The organism is Granulicella paludicola (assembly GCF_025685545.1).
Taxonomy (GTDB): domain Bacteria; phylum Acidobacteriota; class Terriglobia; order Terriglobales; family Acidobacteriaceae; genus Granulicella; species Granulicella paludicola.
The window spans coordinates 112474-132027 of record NZ_JAGSYC010000022.1 but is presented as its reverse complement, the minus strand read 5'-3'; the positions used below and the strand labels follow the sequence as shown (position 1 = coordinate 132027).

The following is a 19554-nucleotide window of genomic DNA, read 5'->3' as shown; positions in this document are numbered from 1 at the left end:
ACACTAATAACTCCAGCTCTTCGTATCCGCCCCCGCAGGCGCCGTCGCCACCATATGCGCCGTCATCTGCGGCAGAATCCGCTGTAGCCAGTTCGCACTGTTCTGCTGCATCGTGTATTCCGTCGGCCCACCGGTATAGCAGTGCGGCTCCCCCGCACCGTACTGAAACTGCGCATCCGAATGTGGATCGCTCGTCGTGTCCAGCGACCTCTGTAACAGATGCACCGCGTTATTCAGAAAGTACGTGTCCCCATCGCCCACCGCCACATGGATCTTGCCTTCGAGCTTCGGCCCCAGCGTCTTCCAGTCGCGCTGCAGAATTGCATTCAGGTCCCAGTGGTCATGCCAGTATGCGACCACCTTCGGATCGATCTTGCCCGTCAGCGGATCGAGCACATCGGCCGGATATCCATCCGCTCCCACCGGAGAGAACACCGCCTGCCAGATCGCCCACTGCTCCGTCGACCGCGTGTGCGTGCCCAGCACGTACTCGAACCGGAACTCACCCTCAGCCGTCGCCGTCAGCGAACCATCCGGCTTGCGATCGCCGCCCACCGGCACCTCGCCAAAGTCCCCGCGCCGGTAGAACGCATTCGGATCGTCATACAGATTGATGTTCTGATACGCGTGAAAGTCCACCGGGTCTGGGCAAGCCGACCACACGCCGTTGTACATCTCCGGATAGAACACCTGCGTCGCGAGCGACTCCCATCCACCTGTCGACCCACCATACGTCGCCCGCGCCCATCCCTGTGCAATGCCGCGGTACTGCTTCTCCACCGCCGGAATTAGCTCCTCGTTGATGGCTGATCCATACGGCCCCACATTCGCTGAATCCACCGCATACGAGTCGTCGTAGTACGGATTCGGATTCTGCACATACAGCAGAATCACGTGTGGCATCGTCCCGTTCGTCCAGTCCTGGTACAGCACATAGCCACGGTCCGCGCCCCCACCGCGCCGTCCACGACCGCCAGCCATCGGCTTGCTGTTGAATGCAATCGAGCCGGCATGAAAGTGGTCCTGGTACACCACCAGCGGATAGTGCGCATCGGGATGCTCGTCATAGCCCGCAGGCAACAGCACCCACGCTCCCAGATACATATCGCGGCCCCAGAACTTGCTCAACTTCTCGCTCTTGAATCGCATGTACTTCAGATACTTCGCTGCCTCAGGATCGCGCTTGGCAATCACCTCGGGGTCGTCGTCCGTCCCCGCAATCGGAGGGATCACCTTGTCCAGCGTGATCTTGATCGGGGTCTTTGAAGCCGGGTCAAGATGCACCGTCACCGGCTCGTTATAGGGATTGCCCGGCTTGCGGTTCCAGTGCTGGCCTTCGCCCTGGTCGGGAGGTAGCAGCAGCTTGCGGCCATCGGCCAGGTTGAACCTCTCGTACTTATTGAAGACGGCCTGCACGAGATAGTCGCCAGCGGGCAGTACCCCAAGGTTCGGCAACGGATACCCGATCGTCTTCGCATCCACCACCAGCGGCTTGCCGGGCGCGGCATCGACCGCATCCACACCAAACCCCTGCGCCGAGGTATACGTCTCCGACAGCATCATCCTTGGCTCCCGCACACCACCGGCACGCCCACCCCGACCAGCCGCTGCTCCCTCAACCTTCGCAATCGCCAGAATCAGATGCCCATTGAGCGGCGCATCGGAAGGAACGGTCACCTCAATCCGCAGCGGCGACTGCGAGAAGCCGTAGAAGGGAAACGCAACGAAGGCGAGAGCGGCCAGAGAAAGCTTGAAAGGGTTGGGCATATTGCTAGTAAGCCTAGCAGTCGCTGCTCCCCTGTATGCGACACCTCATGCCGTTGATAGAAAGCTTCTATGCATCGCCGAACTGCCGCGGCGACGAGCTGTTCACTAGGGAAAAGGTGTCAAGCCCCAGGGCGACCGCATCTTTCGCAAACAACACAAAATAAAACATTTAAGCCACGAAAAGTATTTGCATGTTTGCTGTGCCCCGCTTGATAACATAGAGATAGAAGAAAAGAATCCGCGCACAAATGGACGACGCCGCGGAAACTCAAAGCTCGAGCCACCGCATTCGCTCCGTTCGTCGTGTAACTCCATCCTTTTCAATACTTTCGCGCAACATTGCCACTCTTCTCTTTTGTTTTCAAGACTTTGCCTCAAAAAGTAGAGGGGGGAAGGGGGGTACCCCGGTATCAGCCGCCTCCGCTAGACTGAAGTCACGATGGCTTTTTCGATCTTCGGCAAGCGCAACACCCCGGAAACTCCTGAACCAGCAGAACAGCCCGAGCAGCCGCGCGGTCTCTTCGACCGCATGAAGCAAGCGGTCACGCGCACGCGTGAATCGCTCTCAAACTCGATCTCCTCCGTCGTCGCGCTCACCCGCGAAGTCGACGACGCCTCGCTCGACGACCTCGAACTCGCCCTGCTCGCCTCCGACATCGGCTCTGCGACCACGCAGCAGATCATTACCAGCCTGCGCGACCGCGCGCTTCGCCAGGGAATCAGCGACGGCGCAGAGCTCAAGTCGCTGCTCAAGGCCGAGCTGCTCCGCATCCTGAACTCGGTCGAAATGCCGATCAAGCATCCTTCAGCGCCGCCAGAAGTCATCATGATGGTCGGCGTCAACGGAGCAGGCAAAACCACCACCAGCGGCAAGCTCGCCGCGCAATATCGCCGCGAAGGCCACACAGTCTTGCTCTGCGCGGCAGACACCTTCCGCGCCGCCGCCATCGAGCAGCTGCAAGTCTGGGCCGATCGCTCCGGCGTCGATCTCATCAAGACCAAGCAAGGCGGAGATCCTTCCGCCGCGCTCTACGACGCGCTCGCCGCAGCAAAAGCCCGCAGCACTGGAATCCTTCTCGTCGATACCGCAGGTCGCTTGCACACAAAATCCGACCTGATGAAGGAGCTCGACAAGATGCGCCGCACCGCCGAGAAGCTCATTCCCGGCGCGCCGCACCAGACGCTGCTCGTCATCGACGCCACGACAGGCCAGAACGGCCTCCAGCAAGCCCGCATCTTCACCGAAGCCGCGCACGTCACCGGCATCGTGCTCACCAAGCTCGACGGCTCGGCCAAGGGCGGAATCGTCGTCGCCATCGCCCACGAACTCGGCCTTCCGGTCCGCTACGCGGGCGTTGGAGAGAAGCTCGAAGACATAATCCCCTTCGATCCTGCATCCTTTGTCGACTCGCTGATCGATTAACTGCCGCAGCCTATGACCTTCGTTTCTCCAATCTGGAACGGCAACCTGTCTCTGTATTAGAAAGCGACAACTACACCCCGAAAGTGGTATCTACACCGCGGTCTGCGTGGCCGATTCTCTCTCTAGCAATCAGCATCACCACAGGGAGAACTACCTTGGGCCACCTCATCACCGTGCTCTTCGCTATGATCTGTTCGTTCGGACGCTGCAGCACCAACGCCGCGCATCACAACGACCCGTTCGTTCCGCCAGCCGATTCTGTCAGTGCTGGCTTCGAGGTTCCGGTCTCTCATCACGACTCGCTCGCGCGCCATGGTGCTTTCAACAGCTATTCTGAAGATGCATGTGCCTCCTGCCGCTCGACGAACGCCATCTCGCAACCGCAGTTGATCTTGCGCGCGCAGCGGTAGGTCTCGCCTCCCCAAACCCGACCGTCGGCTGCGTTCTGGCGCACGGCGAAACGGTTCTCGGCAAGGGCGCGCATCACTACGACGCTCGCGACCACGCCGAAATCGCAGCGCTTAAACAGGCTGCTGCCCAGCACCACGACCTCCGCAACGCGACTGCCTACGTCACGCTTGAACCCTGTTCGCATCATGGTCGCACCGGCCCTTGTGCCGATGCCCTCATCGCCGTGGGCATCGCGCGCTGCGTCATTGCCACCATCGATCCCAATCCGCTCGTGCGAGGAAGTGGCATCGCGAAGCTCCGCGCAGCAGGAATCGAAACCATCATCGCTGCTCCCACATCAGCGCTGGCGCTCGCAGCACGTCATCTCAACGATGCCTTCGCTCACTTCATCCAGCACAAGCGCCCTTTCGTCACCTTGAAGGCCGCGCTTTCCGTTGACGGCAAGCTCGCTCCCCCCGCGTCTGCACGCACTGAAACCGCACCGCATTGGGTCACCGGGTCAGCTGCGAGAGCCAGTGTTCAGCCGCTGCGGCACGCATCGGACGCAATCCTCACGGGCATCGGAACGGTCCTAGCGGACAATCCCTCGCTCACCGATCGCAGCGGCTTTCCGCGCCGTAGACCTCTGCTGCGCATCGTGCTCGACAGCCAGCTGCGCACGCCAGTCGAGAGCGCGCTCGTCACCTCAGCAGCGAAGAATCTTCTTCTCGTCGCTGCTGCAAGCGCACCGGCTGAGCGCGAAGCAGCGCTCACAGCCTGCGGAGCAGAGGTCCTTCGCATCAATCTAAGCAATGACCACCTCGATCTCAACGCTCTCTTCGCAGAGCTGGCGAGCCGCCAACTTCTAAGTGTTCTCATCGAAGCCGGAGCTGCGCTGAATGGCGCTCTGCTTCGCGCCGACCTCGTCGACAAGCTGGTCCTCTATTACTCCGAGCAGGAGTTCGGGCTCGATGGCATCCCATTTGCCGAAGGCTTCGAATCTCCCTATATCATGCAGCAACGGCTCACTCGCTCCCGCCGCGAGACCTTTGCGAACGAGCCCACGGAAGACATCCGCATCATCGGCTACCTGCACGATCCCTGGTCTAGGATGGAATGAGACCGTAAACTAGAGCCATGTTCACAGGCCTCATCGAAGCCACCGGCAACGTCGTCTCGCTCACTCCTGGAGAAGGAGCAACGCGGCTCATCCTCAACGCCCCCGATCTAGCCCATCGCTGGCGCGTCGGCGACAGCATCGCCGTCAACGGCGTCTGTCTCACCGCGCTCGATGCGGGCAATCCCGAGCACTTCGCTGCTGACCTCGCAACCGAGACTCTTGAACGCACAACGCTCGGCTCGTTCGCCACTGGAACCGTTGTGAATCTCGAACTGCCGACACCCGCTGGCTCGCCGCTGGGTGGACACGTCGTGCAGGGTCATGTCGATGCCACGGCTACGCTCGTCTCGCTGCTGCCGCTACATCATGACCTCGCCACGAGCGACTGGCGCATGACGGTGGAGCTGCCCGCGCAGCTCGCAACGCAGGTCATCTCGCAGGGCTCGATTACACTCGACGGCATCAGCCTTACCGTCGCTCGGGTTAGCGGTCTGCGCATCGAGATCGCCGTGATTCCGCACACCTACGCTGCGACCAACCTGCACAGCCTGAAACCAGGCGCAAAGATCAACGTGGAAACGGATGTACTTGCGAAGTATGCAGCCGCACAGCACAAGCCGATCGACGACGGCTGGCTGACGCCAGCGTATCTGCTGGCGAATGGATACTAAGGAGAGCGTCTAGCCGATCTCGTCGAGCATGCCGCCCATCTCGCTCGCGGCGTGGCTGTTGCCGGTGCGGTCGCACGCAGCGAGACCGGCTTCGAGCCGCGCTTTCGCTTCCTCCACGCGGCCGGCCTTCATCAGCTGCTGTGCCGACATCTGGTACGCAGGCACATAATCCGGGTTGCGCTCGATCGTCTCGGCAAACTCGCGCAGCGCCTCGTCGCTCTTCCCATCGGCGACATACGCCATCGCCAATCCATACCGTGCGAAGGAGTCTGCGGGGTTTTGCTGCAGTATCTCGGTCAACATTCCAATCTTGTCCATGGTTCCATCTTAGCTGTCCCTGTCTCACCGCCTCAATCACGGCCATTTAGAATAGAGACATGAGTGAAGAATACCCAGCCCGGCCCGTCTCCGCCTCGCAGTCCGAGCGTTCCGAGATCATCTTTCCGGGCGACACCAACCCCCTCGGCAACCTCTTTGGCGGTCGCCTTATGCAGTTCATCGATCTTGTGGCGGCGATGTCCGCCACGCGCCACGCTCGCGGCATTCCTGTCACCGTCTCGATGGATCACATCGACTTCGTCGCGCCGGTGAAACTCGGCGACATCCTGATCCTGAAGGCCAGCGTCAATCGCGCCTTCAACACCTCGATGGAGATCGGTGTGAAGGCCATGGTCGAGGATGTCCGCGAGCAGACCTATCGCCACGTGGCCTCCGCTTATCTCACCTTTGTAGCGCTCGATCATACCGGTAAGCGCCTCACCGTGCCGCACATCATTCCTGAGACCGAGCACCAGAAGCGACGTTTCGAAGATGCAGGCAACCGCCGCGAGATGCGCTCCGGCGAGGTTGCGCGCAAGAAAGAAAACCGCGCGACGCTCACCCCCGAGTGGCACATCTAAACAGCATTCAGAACTAAAGAAGAGGCAACGCATGGCACATTCGCAAGCAGCAGCGCCGGGCCCGCAGGCTCTGCCCGGAATTCAGCACGTTATCGCCGTCGGTTCAGGCAAGGGCGGAGTCGGTAAGACGACCGTCGCGGTAAACCTTGCCATCTCGCTCGCCAAGCTGGGTCATCGTGTAGGCGTGATCGACGCGGACATCTACGGCCCGAATGTGCCGACCATGCTTGGACAGACGCGTCAGCCGAACATCCTCGAAGGCAACATGATCGAGCCGCTCGTCGGCCACGGTGTGAAGTTCATCTCGATGGCGCTCATCAGCCCCGGCGACAAGCCTATGGTGATGCGTGGGCCGATGCTGCATCAGATCATCCGCCAGTTCCTGCAGCAGGTGCTCTGGGGAGAACTCGATTACCTCGTCGTCGACCTGCCTCCGGGAACCGGGGATGTCGTGATCTCGCTCGTGCAGACTGTGCCGCTCACTGGAGCTGTCGTCGTCTCGACAGGCTCGTCCGTCGCGCTGCAGGATGCGCGCAAGGCCCTGGAGATGTTCCACCAGGTGAACGTTGAGGTCATCGGTCTCGTGGAGAACATGAGCCAGATGACGCTGCCCGATGGCACCGTACTCGATGTCTTTGGCGCTGGCTCGACGGAGCAGACGGCGAAGCAGTACAAGCTGCCGTTCCTCGGCTCGATCGATATGGACCCCGCTGTGCGCGAAGGCGGTGATCGTGGCTTGCCTGCATCGCTCGCTGGCGATAGCTCGGCCCGCGGCAGGGAGTTCCTCGCCATTGCGGAGAAGGTTGTTGCCCGCGCCGAGCAGATCGCAGCGAACTCCGAGGACGTTTTCGAGATCAGCTAGGCCGTAGCCACTTGACGAGGAGCGTAAGCTTTAATCAGGTATGGCGAGACCCATCACAACCCGGCAGCGCGAGATCCTTACCGCGATCATCGACAGCTACATTGCCACTGGCGAGCCTGTGAGCTCCGGCACCCTTGCGCAGACGGTCTTTGCCGGATCGATCAGTTCGGCCACTATCCGTAATGAGATGGCCGAGCTGGCCGACGCAGGGCTGCTCGAGCAACCACACACTTCCGCCGGGCGGATTCCATCGGCGGCGGCGTTTCGCCTCTATGTAGCCAATCTCACCGGCCGGCAAGCGGCGCCGCACACCGCGCTGCAGACGCAGTTGCACTCTCAGATCGACACCTCCTTTGCGGGCGTTGCAGGCGCGTCGGCGCTGCTCGAACGCACCTCGCATGTACTTGCCGCGCTCTCGAGCGGAGTAGGTCTCGCTATCGGTGCTGCTGCGTCGACGGATCTTCTGGAGCACATCCACTTCAGTCGCCTCACCGCGCAGCGTGTGCTCGCGGTGGTCGTCACGCGCAGCGGCATGGTCCGTGATCGCGTGCTGGCGCTCGATCAGGACTTATCGAGCGTGCAGCTGGAGACGGCCGCTAATTTCTTGAACGAGCACTTTCGCGGCTGGAACATCGATCGCGTTCGCTCGGAGCTATCGCGCCGCATCGAGCAGGAGCGCAATGCCTATCAGCAACTTGCTGATGCCAGCGCACTATGGTCGCAGGCGGTACCTCCTGGCAGCACGCAGCAGGCGGTCTATATTGGCGGTGTGACGAACCTGATCGGCCTGCCGGAAGATCGCGAGCGTCTGCGTGCGATGCTGTCGGCGCTTGAAGAGAAACAGAGGCTGATCGAGCTGCTGAGCGCCTATGTCGATGCTCGGCAGGACTCCGTTCGTGTCGTCTTCGATCTCGACCAGCAGGACCCGAGCATGGCGGGTCTGGTGCTGATTGCTGCCCCTGCACGTGCTGCCGGTCTGGAGGGTGAGGCGCTGGGAACCGTCGCTATTCTCGGTCCTCAGCGCATGCATTATCAGAATGCAATCGACGCTGTCGGGTACATCGCCCGGATTCTGCATCGAAATACCTCAGGGGAATTGGTGGACGGTGTAATTCCGTAAAGCGTTTCAAAAACGACCCAAGACGTTTGCCAGCAGATTAAGAGACACTAGATGGTGGGATATTCGCCCAAGCGCGAGTTTGTCGCGTTCGGCAAGATGCGCTGCAGCGCCGAGACAGGAATCTCCCCATGACGACTTTGGCAGACTTGAAAGCCCGCTTCGAGCAGTGGTCTTCAAGAAGCACGAACAACGAAAAGGACACATCTATGAGTACCGAGCAGATTCAAGACCCGACCGAGACCAACGATCAGACCAATGTCGAAACCATCAATGCGGGAGAAGAGACCGGCGCGGAGCTCGAGCAGCTGCGTGGCGAACGCGATCAGCTGACCGATCGCCTCGCTCGCCTGCAGGCCGAATTCGATAATGCCCGTAAACGTGAGCAGAAGGAGCGTCAGGACAGCCGCGATCACGCCACGCAGTCGGCGATCGAGCCGTTCCTCGGCGTAATGGACAACTTCGCTCTGGCGTTGAAGGCCGATGGCGATGTCGCCCAGCTTCGGGCTGGCGTGCAACTGATCCTCAAGCAAATGGAAGAGGCGCTGCGCACGCTCCAGGTGCAAACCGTCGAGACAGTCGGCTCGCAGTTCGATCCGCGAATCCACGAGGCGCTCGGCAGCATCGAAACCGTTGAGCATCCTGACCATCAGGTCCTCGAAGAGATTCGTCGTGGCTATAAGTTGCGCGACAAACTCCTTCGCCCTGCCCTGGTTCGCATTGCTGTTAACACCGCACAAAAGAGCGAGTAGCTATTCTGTAGACAACTTTCTGCCGAAGTACGAAGTGCCGATCCATTCCTATGCCTGCAACTATGAAGACCGATTACTACGAAATCCTGAGCGTCGAGCGCACCGCCTCCGATGGCGAAATCAAGACCGCGTATCGCAAGCTTGCCATGCAGTACCACCCCGACCGCAACCCGAACAATCCCGAGGCCGAGGAGAAGTTCAAGGCGTGCAGCGAGGCCTACTCGGTGCTCTCCGACGCGGACAAGCGCGCAGCCTACGACCGCTACGGTCATGCTGGTGTAAATGGCGCAGGCGGTTTCCCCGGCGGCGGCAATCCGTTCCAGGGACAGGGCGATCTAGGGGACATCTTCGGAGATCTCTTCGGCGAGATGTTCAACATGGGCGGCAGCGGTGGTCGCCGTCCGTCACGGCAGCAGCGTGGCCGCGACATGCAGTTCCAGATGAAGCTCGAGTTCGAAGAGGCTGTTTTTGGTGTCGAGCGCGAGATCACGATCCGTCGCGCAGAAACCTGCGACGACTGCAAGGGCACAGGCTCCGCTAACGGCAAGCAGCCGGAGGCCTGCCAGCAGTGCGGTGGACGCGGCCAGATCCGATCGCAGCAGGGATTCTTCTCCGTTGCGCGCACCTGTCCGGTGTGCAGTGGTACGGGCTCGGTTATTCGCAATCCCTGCACTACCTGCAAGGGCGATACGCGCGTCACTCGCGAGCATACGATCAACGTGAAGGTGCCCGCCGGCGTGGAGCAGGAGACGCGCATCCGCTACTCCGGTGAAGGTGAAGCCGGCCGCTTTGGCGGTCCGGCTGGCGACTTCTACGTGGTGCTGGACGTGAAGGCGCACAGGTTCTTCGAGCGCGATGGCGATGACCTGCATTGCGTTATTCCCATCAGCTTCCCGCAGGCGGCGCTCGGCACGGAGATCGACATTGAGACGCTTGATGGCACCGAGACACTGAAGATTCCTGAAGGCACTCAGAGCGGTCGCGAGTTCAAACTCCGCAGCAAGGGGGTGCCTCACCTGAACTCGCATGGCAAGGGCGACCTCATCGTCGAGGTCCGTGTACAGACCCCGGCGAAGCTGAGTAAGCAGCAGAGGGAATTGATGAAGCAGCTGAGCGAAACCATTGCCGTGGAGAACACACCGCATTCCCGCGGTCTCTTCGGCAAGGTGAAAGAGATGTTCAGCTAGCGCTTATGGACCGAAACAAAAAAGCCCCGCCGCAAGGTGGGGCTTTTTATTGTGCGGAGCTTCTTAAAGCAAGGCGGCGCAGATAGCGAGGCCTGCGATGGCTGCTGTCTCCGCTCGCAGGATTCTTGGGCCAAGGGTTACAGGCTGCCAGCCGCTCCCGCTGAAGAGGCTCATCTCCTCTGGCGTCCATCCGCCTTCGGGGCCAATGGCGAGCGAGACACGCGAAACTTCACCCTGTAAGGCGGCGCGCAAAGAATTTTCCTGTTCGGTCTCTGCAAGTAGCAGCTTCGTCTCCGAGGTCACGTGACTAAGCGCGAGCTTCAATGGCATCGGCTCGTCGATGGTCGGCACATCCGTTCGTCGCGACTGCTTCGAAGCTTCGAGTGTGATGCGTCGCCAGCGCTCCACGCGTTTGGCTGCTGCCTGCGCCAGGTGCTTCTCGGTTCTGCGTGCGAGTACAGGAGTGATCCGCGCTGCGCCAAGCTCAGTCGCCTTCTCGATGCCCCATTCCATGTGATCGAACTTGAAGACCGCCATCAGCAGGTGCACGGGTAGCGCAGCTTCGGCTTCGAGTTCTTCATGGAGCGTGAAGACGACGGACTCTTCGTTCACCGACAGAACCTCGGCGCGGTGCAAAAACCCGCCCGCAACTACATCAAAGATTTGTCCAGGCTGCGCTCGCAGCACACGCGCAAGGTGGACCGCCTGATCACCGGTAAGGGTTGCGGTTGTGTCGGTACGGCTGTCGGCGATCCATCGGCGTCGTGTCATGTGTCTAGAATACGATGCGGCACGCGTATCGGCGACGGGCATGATGTGTAGCGCAAACATGCATGAACACTGGCGTAAAAACACTTCAGGGAGCGCATCGTGTGCGCTCCCTGAATGTGTTGCCTTTAGGTTGATGCCTTTGCCTTGGTTGCGTTTGCCTGCGCTCCCATTCGATGTCACCATCGACGTCGCGTTCACGTGCGTGAAGCAACTAACGAGAGTATTGTTTTCCGCAGCGGAAGAGTCAAGAAAAAAACGATGCAATCGTCACGATTTTTTCTTGTGGGAGAGCGCAGCTCTTCGATGCAAAGACATCTTTCGGTAACACACGCACTCTCATCGCGCATCGTCTCCTTCAACTTCACGCTTGCATGGCTGCAAAGAGGATCGACCTTCGTCGCTTCGTTCGCGTCTAAGTGAGTATGTCCAGCAACACGCATCGCTTCACAGGTCGCGCGGAGGATTACGATCGTTACCGTCAGCGCTATCCCGCGGCAGAAATACTTCCGCATCTGCATGAGTGGTGTGGCCTCACGTCACAAAGAATTGTTGCCGATATTGGAGCGGGCACCGGCATGTTGAGCGAGGTGTTTCTCAACAACGGTAACCATGTGATTGCCATCGAGCCGAATGAGGAGATGCGCTCCGTCTGCGCAAAGCTCGAGGTGCAGTGGCCCGCTCTCTCCGTGGTCAATGCCACCGCCGAGGCCACGACGCTCGCCGATCACTCGGTCGACATCATCGCCGCAGGGCGAGCGTTCCACTGGTTCAATCAGGAGCTTGCGATTCCCGAGTTTCGCCGAATCCTCAAGCCGGAAAGTTGGGTAGTGCTCGCCTCCCTGGGGCGTTTACAGGATGCGGATGAGCAGGCGCTCGCCTTCGAGCAGCTTCTTCACCACTTCGGCACGGACTACAAATACGTGCGCTCTGGCTATCGCGTTCACGAAGAGATGGAGGAGATTTTCAGAGGTGCTTTTTACCAGGCAAGCATCGAAGGACAGCAGCAACTCGACTGGATGAGCTATCTCCGCCAGACGCTGTCGCTATCCATGGTGCCATTGCCTGAGGATCCGCGTTACGCTGCCTTCGAGGAGGCGCTGCGCGTCCACTTCGAACGCTTCGCACGCGGGGATGAGCTTACGATCTTCAGCAAATGCTGGATCACTGCTGGCCGTCTGGACTGACGTTTTCGGTGTGCAGTCCGGTTTAACACTCGATGATGTTCAGGGCGAGTCCGGCCAGGCTCGTCTCCTTGTATCGCGACTGCATGTCCATGCCTGTGCGATACATCGTCTCGATCACCTGGTCCAGCGAGATCTTGTGAACGCCCTGATCGTTCATGGCGAGCCGAGCTGCGTTCACCGCCTTCACTGCGCCCATACCGTTGCGTTCGATGCAGGGAATCTGTACCAGACCGCCAATTGGGTCGCAAGTCATGCCCAGATTGTGCTCCATCGCGATCTCTGCGGCGCCTTCGACGGCAGCGTTATCGCCACCCATCGCGGCTACGAGTCCGCCAGCAGCCATGGAGCAGGCAACGCCAACCTCACCCTGGCAACCTACCTCCGCTCCGCTGATCGACGCATTCTCTTTGTAGAGAATGCCGATGGCCGCCGCAGTATAGAAGTACCGCAGCAATCCTGCCTTCCGCTCTTCCTCCGTTAGCGCGTCGGAGGCATGGTGCAGATAGTAATACGCAATTGCCGGTACGACTCCTGCGGCGCCGTTCGTTGGAGCGGTGACGACTCGACCGCCAGCTGCGTTCTCCTCGTTCACAGCCATCGCTACCAGCGTGACCGAGTCGAGCGGAGCGAGAGGATCACGTACTGCCCCTACCTCATCCATCTTTGCGAGTCGACGTGCGAGGCCGGGAGCGCGGCGACGGACATTCAGGCCTCCTGGTAACGTGCCTTCGGTCGTGATGCCGCGCGCGATGCAGTCGCTCATCGTCTGCCACAAGGTCAGAATCGCTGCCTCGACCTGCTGCACGGGCGTGAGCGTGTCCATCTGCGGTGGAGCTTCGTTGCCAGGGCGTAGCGGCGACACGATGCGATCGATCCGTCGCGTGATCGTCGGATCGCTTAGTAATGCGACCTCGTTCGCTCGGACCATCTCTGCGATCGTGAGCCCATGCTTTTCGCCGAGCTTCAGCAGTTCGTCAGCGCTTGAGAAGGGGTAGGGCACAACGCGCTTGCTCGTTGCCGTGTTCGCGTTCGCGAGCTCGTCAGCTGACAGGACAAAGCCGCCGCCGATGGAGTAGTAGGTCTGGGTGTAGATCACCTCATCGGTTGCATTCAGAGAGTTCATCCGCATCCCGTTTGGGTGAGTGACCACTCCGGCATCGGGATACATCTGGTCTCGGCGAAAGCGCAAATCCGTCGCCGGATCGAACCGCACATCATGTCCGCCGGTAAATCTCAGCTCGCGAGACTCTCGTAGCTGCGTGAGCCGCGCATCGATCGTCTCCAACTCCACAGTGTCAGGCGACTCTTCGAGCAAGCCCATCAGCACCGCTCGATCAGTCCCGTGCCCTATTCCGGTCAGCGCGAGCGATCCGTAGAGATCCACCGTGATGGCAGAACCGAGCTCACCTCGCGCCGCCAGTTCACGTACAAAGCGTAATGCAGCCCGCATTGGACCCACCGTATGAGAACTCGAAGGGCCAATGCCAATCTTGAACAACTCAAACAAACTCGTATTCATAGCTTCCGTTCTGCGTTTCCGTGTGCGGTGTTCAAGGCTCCGCGCATCGTCTCTTCATCCGCGACCAGTCTCATCATCGTAGAACCACCGCGGCCCCAGCCTCCCGGCACAGGTGCAAATATCTCTGGCCTCTCTCTCCTAAACTCCTGTTGCTGTTCGAGCGTGAGCATCACTACACCGTAGCCCTTCTCCAGTCCTGAGAGCGTTGCAAAGATTCTCGTCTTCTTTCCTTTCACTACCCGGAAGTCGGCATGGCCCATATGCGCGCTTTCTAGAACGGAGGGTAGTTCCAGCGCGAGCCTGCGAAACTCCCCCTCCCCTGCTTTAACCTTGTGAGCTTTAGCCATAGCTGCCAACCTCGGATCTCACCCACAATTCTAGTGCGGGCAATGCTACACTTGCCGAACTTCCCGCAACTGGATCTTCTGCCTCAAGGACACATCAGGCACATGCTCTTCAAAGCACGCAGCGCAGCCGTTTACGGCATCGACGCCCACATCATCGACGTCGAGGTCGACTTTGGCGCCCAGGTGGAAAAAGAGATCTTCGCCACCGTCGGTTTGCCGGACGCCGCCGTGCGAGAATCCCGGGATCGCGTTCGCTCCGCTATCAAGAATTCCGGGTTCGACATCCCGCCGACACGCATCACCATCAACCTTGCGCCCGCCGACCTGAAGAAAGAAGGTTCGGGGTTCGATCTACCTATCGCCATCGGCATTCTGGGGGCGTATGGAGCGCTTGCAATCCAGAGCGACGCCCTTGCCGACTTCGTGCTCGTGGGCGAGCTGGGGCTTGATGGCTCGCTTCGCGCCGTGCAGGGCATGCTTCCCATCGCTATCGCTGCGCGCAATGCGAAGATCAAGAATCTCGTCATTCCTGCGGCGAACGCTCGCGAAGCGGCGGTAGTGGAAGGGGTGAATGTCTATCCCGTGCGCTCGCTTCTCGAGGTGCGCGAACTCCTCAATTCGACGAAGCAGGGAAGCCTCTTCATTCAGCCGCTTACGGTCGATAGCGCGTCGCTGCTGAATGAGGCGGCCGAGTATCACTCGGACTTCCGCGATGTCCGTGGTCAGCACGTCGCCAAACGCGCGCTTGAGGTTGCTGCCGCGGGCGGGCACAACATTCTGATGATCGGGCCGCCCGGCAGCGGCAAGACCATGCTCGCGAAGCGACTGCCTTCAATCCTTACGCCACTGCGTTTTGAGGAAGCACTCGAGACGACGAAGATCCACTCCGTTGCCGGCGTTCTGGATACGGAGCAAGGGCTTGTGACGCATCGCCCCTTTCGGTCGCCGCACCACACGATCTCCGATGCCGGGTTGATCGGCGGGGGCATGATCCCGCGTCCGGGTGAGGTGTCGCTTGCTCACAACGGGTTGCTGTTTCTGGATGAACTGCCGGAGTTTCCGCGCAACGTGCTTGAGGTCCTTCGCCAGCCGCTCGAAGACGGCACGGTGACGATTGCGCGTGCCGCCATGTCGCTGAGCTTTCCAGCGCGCTTCATGCTGGCTGCGGCGATGAATCCTTGCCCTTGCGGTTACTTCAACGACCCTTCGCGTGATTGCAGCTGCACGCCGCCGATGATTCAGCGTTACGTCAGCAAGGTCAGCGGGCCGCTGCTGGATCGCATCGACATTCACATCGAAGTCCCCGCGGTGCAGTACAAGGAACTGCGCAGCGGTACTGCGAGTGAGGGTTCGGCGGAGATCCGCGCCCGGGTACTGGCTGCTCGAGAGCGACAGCATGACCGCTTCCTGCAATACGCCAGCAGCCCTGAGTTGGCTTTGCGAGGTCGGACGGGAGCTAAACCTTTCACCTTCGCGAACGCACAGATGACCACGCAGCAGATTCGGACCTTCTGCGAGCTTTCTACCGACGCGGAACGCCTGCTCGAACGAGCGATGCAGCAGCAGGGACTGTCGGCGCGAGCGCACGACCGCATTCTGAAGGTGGCCAGAACCATCGCTGACCTCGAGGCTGCGCAGAGCATTGCGGTCAAGCACATCGCGGAGGCCATCCAATACCGCACACTGGATCGGAGCTATTGGTCGTGACGCCAGCTTCGTACGATACGCCGGATGCGGGCAGATCGTCCCGATTTGAATCGAATTGCACCTAACGCATAGAAAATCCTGTTTTGTGTATACGGGGCCCAGTGAAGTCCGGAAAAAAGGATTGACCCACTTGGCTGGACAATTTATGGTGCTTAAGTAGGAAACAATCCAGCTTTTCCCCTAGCGACGTAGCTTCAGTTGAGACTTACCCCTACCGTTAGCCGTATCCTCAGCTGGAAGAACTTCCCTCCTTTGCCGTATCTTGCCGTTGTTCCGGGGCGTACGTCCTGCAGTTCAGCGGGTGCAGATCTCCTTGTCCGTTGAGCAGATCGTTGCACCAAGCTTAAAGCCCTGCGGCTCATTCAGTTTCAACAGGATGATTCGCATGTGCCAATGTCTCGATGCAACTTGTCTCTATCCGCTGCATCTACTTAACTACTTCCCGGTTCGGCCCGTCGCTTCTGGCAGCCTGACCTCGAGGCAAGACAACTGGACTCAATCGTGTCCGACGTCCTTCGCCTCGCACTTACAGGAGAAATATTTATGCGCTCAGATTTGATTTTTGGAGCACTCACGCACGTCAATAATCGCTACAAGCTCTGTCAACTCGCTTCGAAGGCGACCCGCAAGCTTCACAAGCCCAATACCCGCCTGCAGGATACGACCAACGACGTTCTGGACCGCTTTAAGGATACTGTCCCGATGGCTCCCGTCAGTGAGTCGGGCGAGGTAGTTCCCGAGCGTCGCGCCGCATAAATCTCTCCAAGGTTCAGGCCGGGAGATGCCTACTGTGTCCCCGGCACACTGCCCGCAATCACACTTCCCCTGATTTTCCACACTCAAAAACTGGATAGAGGATGTAACCCAGGTCACAACCTGAGGCGTCTGCTACAGTAATTGATAATCACCCCGAAGGAATCAGGATCTCGTAAAACGCTGCACTCTTGCTGCATCCTTCCCGTTCGAAACTTCCTCGCGATTTGTCTATCTTTGTGGACCTTGATAATTCCCGCCGGAATCTGCTTCAGCCATCCTTTCTCATCGGCAGAGTGTCTCACTCTCCATCCCTTCCGTAAATACGCTTACTCCCATCTCAAAACATAAGAAGACCCCCAATGGAAACAACACAAGTACTCATGACCATCTCAGAGCTCAAGGAAAAGAGCATCGCGGAGCTCGGCAAGCTTGCTCGCGCGCTGGAAATTCCAGGCACAAGCGCTCTGCGCAAGCAGGACCTCATCTTCAAGATTCTTCAGGCTCAGTCTGAAAAAGAAGGCCACATCTTCGCTGAGGGTGTTCTCGAAATCCTGCCCGATGGCTACGGCTTCCTGCGTTCGCCGGACTACAACTATCTTCCCGGCCCGGATGACATCTATGTTTCCCCCTCGCAGATCCGCAAGTTCGACCTCAAGACCGGCGACACGATCTCCGGCAACGTGCGTTCGCCGCACGAAGGCGAGAAGTACTTCGCGCTCGTCAAGATAGAGGCGATAAACTTCGAGTCCCCTGAAGAGACCCGCAACAAGATTCTGTTCGACAACCTGACGCCGCTATACCCAGATGAGCAGATCAAGATGGAGACGGTCCGCGAGCAGATCGCCGGTCGTGTGATGGATCTGCTTTGTCCTATTGGGAAAGGCCAGCGTGGCCTGATTGTCGCTCCTCCGCGTACCGGTAAGACTGTCCTGATGCAGTCGATCGCGAATAGCATCACCGCAAATCATCCTGAGGTAGTCCTCATCGTTCTGCTGATCGACGAGCGTCCGGAAGAAGTGACCGACATGCAGCGTTCGGTGAAGGGCGAGGTTATCTCTTCGACCTTTGACGAGCCCGCAGCACGTCACGTACAGGTCGCTGAGATGGTCATCGAAAAGGCCAAGCGCCTCGTTGAGCATAAGCGCGATGTCGTGATCTTGCTCGACTCCATCACTCGCCTCGCTCGCGCCTACAACACAATTGTTCCTCCCTCGGGCAAAGTACTTTCGGGCGGTGTGGATTCGAATGCGCTGCAGCGTCCGAAGCGATTTTTCGGCGCAGCCCGCAACATTGAAGAAGGCGGCTCGCTCACCATCATCGCGTCGGCGCTTGTCGATACCGGCTCCCGCATGGATGAGGTCATCTTCGAAGAGTTCAAGGGTACGGGCAATATGGAAGTTATCCTTGATCGGAAGCTCGTTGACAAGCGCGTCTTCCCGGCCATTGATATCCAGCGCAGCGGTACGCGTAAGGAAGAGCTGCTGATTCCGAAGGATGATCTGCAGCGTACCTGGATTTTGCGCAAGGTTCTGAACCCGCTGTCTCCGGTGGAAGCGATGGAGCTTCTAGCCGATAAGCTGGGCAAAACCCGCAACAACCAAGAGTTCCTGCACAACATGAACTCCTTGTAGTTCGGAAGAACTGCTGTAAGCGCCCCTCTCGAAAGAGTGGGGCGTTTTTACGTTTTACAGAAGCTAAGTCAGCGCAGCGGGGATACCGCAGGGGAGGGCTCTGCATCTCAACGAGTGTTGCTGGTGCAAGATTGAAGGAGGCGAGATGATTCAGACCGATGAAAAGAGTGGAGACCGTTGGCTCCGAAACTACCCAAACGCAACCGTATTCAGCCTGCTGGGTGGTATGGCGGTAGTCATCATACTGGCGATAGTTTTTTTCGCTATCGCTCGACCACATCCGGCAGAGCAGGGCAAACCGAGCACCTCGTCGCCAAATCAGCCCACGCAGTCTGCGCAGCCGTAGAGCTCATCGTTTTTAAAAAGGTCACCGCATCAGCGGTGGCCTTTTCTTTGTAACCAGCAGATCACTCAGTGCGGCCGGGGCGCGTCATCAGATCACGAATGGCTTCTTGGGGAGCCTTATTCTCATGCAGTATAGCGGCCATCTGCTCGGTGATTGGCATCTCGACGCCGTGACGAGCCGCCAAGCCGAGGGCGGCTGTCGTAGTCCGAACGCCTTCAGCCACTTTGCCATTAAGCGCCGCGAGGATCTCGGGAAGCTTCTTGCCTTTGCCTAGCTCAATGCCGACCGCGCGGTTTCGAGATAGGCCTCCGGTGCAGGTCAGCACGAGGTCTCCGATGCCCGAGAGACCGGACATTGTCTCGCTATGGCCGCCGCATGCAACAGCGAGGCGAGTCATCTCGACGATGCCGCGCGTGATGAGAGCCGCCGCAGCGTTGTTTCCAAGCTCCAGACCCGTACAGACACCTGCGGCAAGAGCGATGACATTCTTCAGCGCACCACCCAACTCAGTGCCGATCACATCATCGTTGCGATAGACGCGCAAAGACTCCGATGAAAAATCCTGCTGTAATCGCTCGCCTACGGCCGGATCGAAGGTAGCGATCGTAATTGCTGTCGGGAGCCCATGGGCGACCTCCTGCGCGAAGGACGGGCCGCCCAAGGTACCGATGGGGTTCGGGCGGTTGTTGCCTGCCAGCGGGGATGAGAGTTCGGCCATGATCTCCGACATACGAAGGTATGTGTTTTCTTCAACACCTTTGCTAGCGGACAGCAGGATCTGGTCGGGTCGCAAGTAAGGCAGTATGTGCTGCAAGGTAGCGCGAAGGGCCTGCGAAGGTGTGACGCACAGGATGATCTCAACGTCTTCGATAGCGTCTGCCAGTGAGTTGGTGACGCGGATGTCGGAGGAGAGAGCGAAGTTGGGGAGATACCGGAGGTTGAAGCCAGAGCTGGCGATCTCTTCGGCGTGATCGGGTGAGTGCGCCCAGAGGGTCAGCTGGTGACCGCCACGGCGGGCGAGAGAGATGGCGAGGGCGGTGCCCCAGGAACCGGCTCCGATAACTGCAATTCGACTCATGGTGAAGACCTGATTTTCTGACGGATG

Annotated in this window: 19 protein-coding genes; 13 read left to right on the top strand and 6 right to left on the bottom strand. The window is 59.4% G+C overall.

Going from position 1 to position 19554, the window contains the following annotated elements; all coding sequences use genetic code 11:
• Positions 1-3: 3 nt before the first annotated feature.
• Positions 4-1767, bottom strand: a complete 1764-nt coding sequence (locus OHL14_RS06665; protein ID WP_263378552.1) for an alpha/beta hydrolase-fold protein — start codon at positions 1765-1767, stop codon at positions 4-6.
• Between the two features lie 439 nt (positions 1768-2206).
• On the opposite strand from OHL14_RS06665, the gene ftsY reads away from it, so the two are divergent.
• The 3 genes from ftsY to OHL14_RS06650 all read left to right on the top strand — a co-directional run bounded on the left by ftsY (position 2207) and on the right by OHL14_RS06650 (position 5371).
• Positions 2207-3190 (top strand): signal recognition particle-docking protein FtsY, encoded by a 984-nt coding sequence (gene ftsY / locus OHL14_RS06660; protein WP_263378551.1) that lies wholly within the window; start codon positions 2207-2209, stop codon positions 3188-3190.
• A gap of 343 nt (positions 3191-3533) precedes the next feature.
• Positions 3534-4700 carry a bifunctional diaminohydroxyphosphoribosylaminopyrimidine deaminase/5-amino-6-(5-phosphoribosylamino)uracil reductase RibD gene (gene ribD, locus OHL14_RS06655; protein ID WP_263378550.1) on the top strand — a complete coding sequence of 389 codons (1167 nt, stop codon included), beginning with the start codon at positions 3534-3536 and terminating at the stop codon, positions 4698-4700.
• A gap of 17 nt (positions 4701-4717) precedes the next feature.
• Positions 4718-5371, top strand: a complete 654-nt coding sequence (locus OHL14_RS06650) for a riboflavin synthase (protein WP_263378549.1) — start codon at positions 4718-4720, stop codon at positions 5369-5371.
• A gap of 9 nt (positions 5372-5380) precedes the next feature.
• Here the strand turns inward: OHL14_RS06650 and OHL14_RS06645 are convergent, their stop codons facing one another.
• Positions 5381-5689 carry a tetratricopeptide repeat protein gene (locus tag OHL14_RS06645; protein ID WP_263378548.1) on the bottom strand — a complete coding sequence of 103 codons (309 nt, stop codon included), beginning with the start codon at positions 5687-5689 and terminating at the stop codon, positions 5381-5383.
• 59 nt (positions 5690-5748) lie between these two features.
• On the opposite strand from OHL14_RS06645, the gene OHL14_RS06640 reads away from it, so the two are divergent.
• From OHL14_RS06640 to dnaJ, 5 genes are all read left to right on the top strand, one after another.
• Positions 5749-6270, top strand: coding sequence for an acyl-CoA thioesterase (locus OHL14_RS06640; RefSeq protein WP_263378547.1), 522 nt, complete (start codon positions 5749-5751; stop codon positions 6268-6270).
• Between the two features lie 31 nt (positions 6271-6301).
• Positions 6302-7132: an Mrp/NBP35 family ATP-binding protein gene (locus OHL14_RS06635; RefSeq protein WP_263378546.1), complete on the top strand. Its 831-nt coding sequence runs from the start codon at positions 6302-6304 to the stop codon at positions 7130-7132.
• Positions 7133-7172: 40 nt separating this feature from the next.
• Positions 7173-8252 (top strand): heat-inducible transcriptional repressor HrcA, encoded by a 1080-nt coding sequence (hrcA, locus tag OHL14_RS06630; protein ID WP_263378545.1) that lies wholly within the window; start codon positions 7173-7175, stop codon positions 8250-8252.
• 206 nt (positions 8253-8458) lie between these two features.
• Complete coding sequence (locus OHL14_RS06625) at positions 8459-9001, top strand: nucleotide exchange factor GrpE (protein ID WP_263378544.1); 543 nt, start codon at positions 8459-8461, stop codon at positions 8999-9001.
• 62 nt (positions 9002-9063) lie between these two features.
• Positions 9064-10188 carry a molecular chaperone DnaJ gene (gene dnaJ, locus OHL14_RS06620; protein WP_263378543.1) on the top strand — a complete coding sequence of 375 codons (1125 nt, stop codon included), beginning with the start codon at positions 9064-9066 and terminating at the stop codon, positions 10186-10188.
• Between the two features lie 63 nt (positions 10189-10251).
• Here the strand turns inward: dnaJ and OHL14_RS06615 are convergent, their stop codons facing one another.
• A complete protein-coding gene (locus OHL14_RS06615; protein WP_263378542.1) occupies positions 10252-10959 on the bottom strand; it encodes an RsmE family RNA methyltransferase in 708 nt (235 codons plus the stop codon).
• 422 nt (positions 10960-11381) lie between these two features.
• Here OHL14_RS06615 and OHL14_RS06610 point away from each other — a divergent pair, with 422 nt between their 5' ends.
• Entirely contained in the window at positions 11382-12143 is a 762-nt protein-coding gene (locus OHL14_RS06610; protein ID WP_263378541.1) for a class I SAM-dependent methyltransferase, read from the top strand.
• A 22-nt stretch (positions 12144-12165) separates the two neighbouring features.
• Here OHL14_RS06610 and OHL14_RS06605 read toward each other — a convergent pair whose 3' ends face one another.
• Positions 12166-13662, bottom strand: a complete 1497-nt coding sequence (locus OHL14_RS06605) for an L-serine ammonia-lyase (RefSeq protein WP_263378540.1) — start codon at positions 13660-13662, stop codon at positions 12166-12168.
• On the bottom strand, positions 13659-14009 hold the full coding sequence (locus OHL14_RS06600; RefSeq protein ID WP_263378539.1) for an MmcQ/YjbR family DNA-binding protein: 351 nt from the start codon (positions 14007-14009) through the stop codon (positions 13659-13661). The genes OHL14_RS06605 and OHL14_RS06600 overlap by 4 nt, the downstream gene beginning before the upstream one ends.
• A 102-nt stretch (positions 14010-14111) precedes the next feature.
• On the opposite strand from OHL14_RS06600, the gene OHL14_RS06595 reads away from it, so the two are divergent.
• The 4 genes from OHL14_RS06595 (at position 14112) to OHL14_RS06580 (ending at position 18449) form a co-directional block, all read left to right on the top strand.
• Entirely contained in the window at positions 14112-15716 is a 1605-nt protein-coding gene (locus OHL14_RS06595) for a YifB family Mg chelatase-like AAA ATPase (RefSeq protein ID WP_263378538.1), read from the top strand.
• A 543-nt stretch (positions 15717-16259) separates the two neighbouring features.
• The gene (locus OHL14_RS06590) at positions 16260-16472 is read left to right on the top strand and encodes a DNA-directed RNA polymerase subunit omega (RefSeq protein ID WP_263378537.1); all 213 of its coding nucleotides are present in this window, start codon (positions 16260-16262) and stop codon (positions 16470-16472) included.
• A 380-nt stretch (positions 16473-16852) separates the two neighbouring features.
• On the top strand, positions 16853-18103 hold the full coding sequence (rho, locus tag OHL14_RS06585) for a transcription termination factor Rho (protein ID WP_263378536.1): 1251 nt from the start codon (positions 16853-16855) through the stop codon (positions 18101-18103).
• Between the two features lie 145 nt (positions 18104-18248).
• On the top strand, positions 18249-18449 hold the full coding sequence (locus tag OHL14_RS06580) for a hypothetical protein (RefSeq protein WP_263378535.1): 201 nt from the start codon (positions 18249-18251) through the stop codon (positions 18447-18449).
• A 61-nt stretch (positions 18450-18510) separates the two neighbouring features.
• On the opposite strand, the gene OHL14_RS06575 is transcribed toward OHL14_RS06580, so the two are convergent.
• Positions 18511-19527, bottom strand: coding sequence for an NAD(P)H-dependent glycerol-3-phosphate dehydrogenase (locus tag OHL14_RS06575; protein WP_263378534.1), 1017 nt, complete (start codon positions 19525-19527; stop codon positions 18511-18513).
• Positions 19528-19554: the final 27 nt, after the last annotated feature.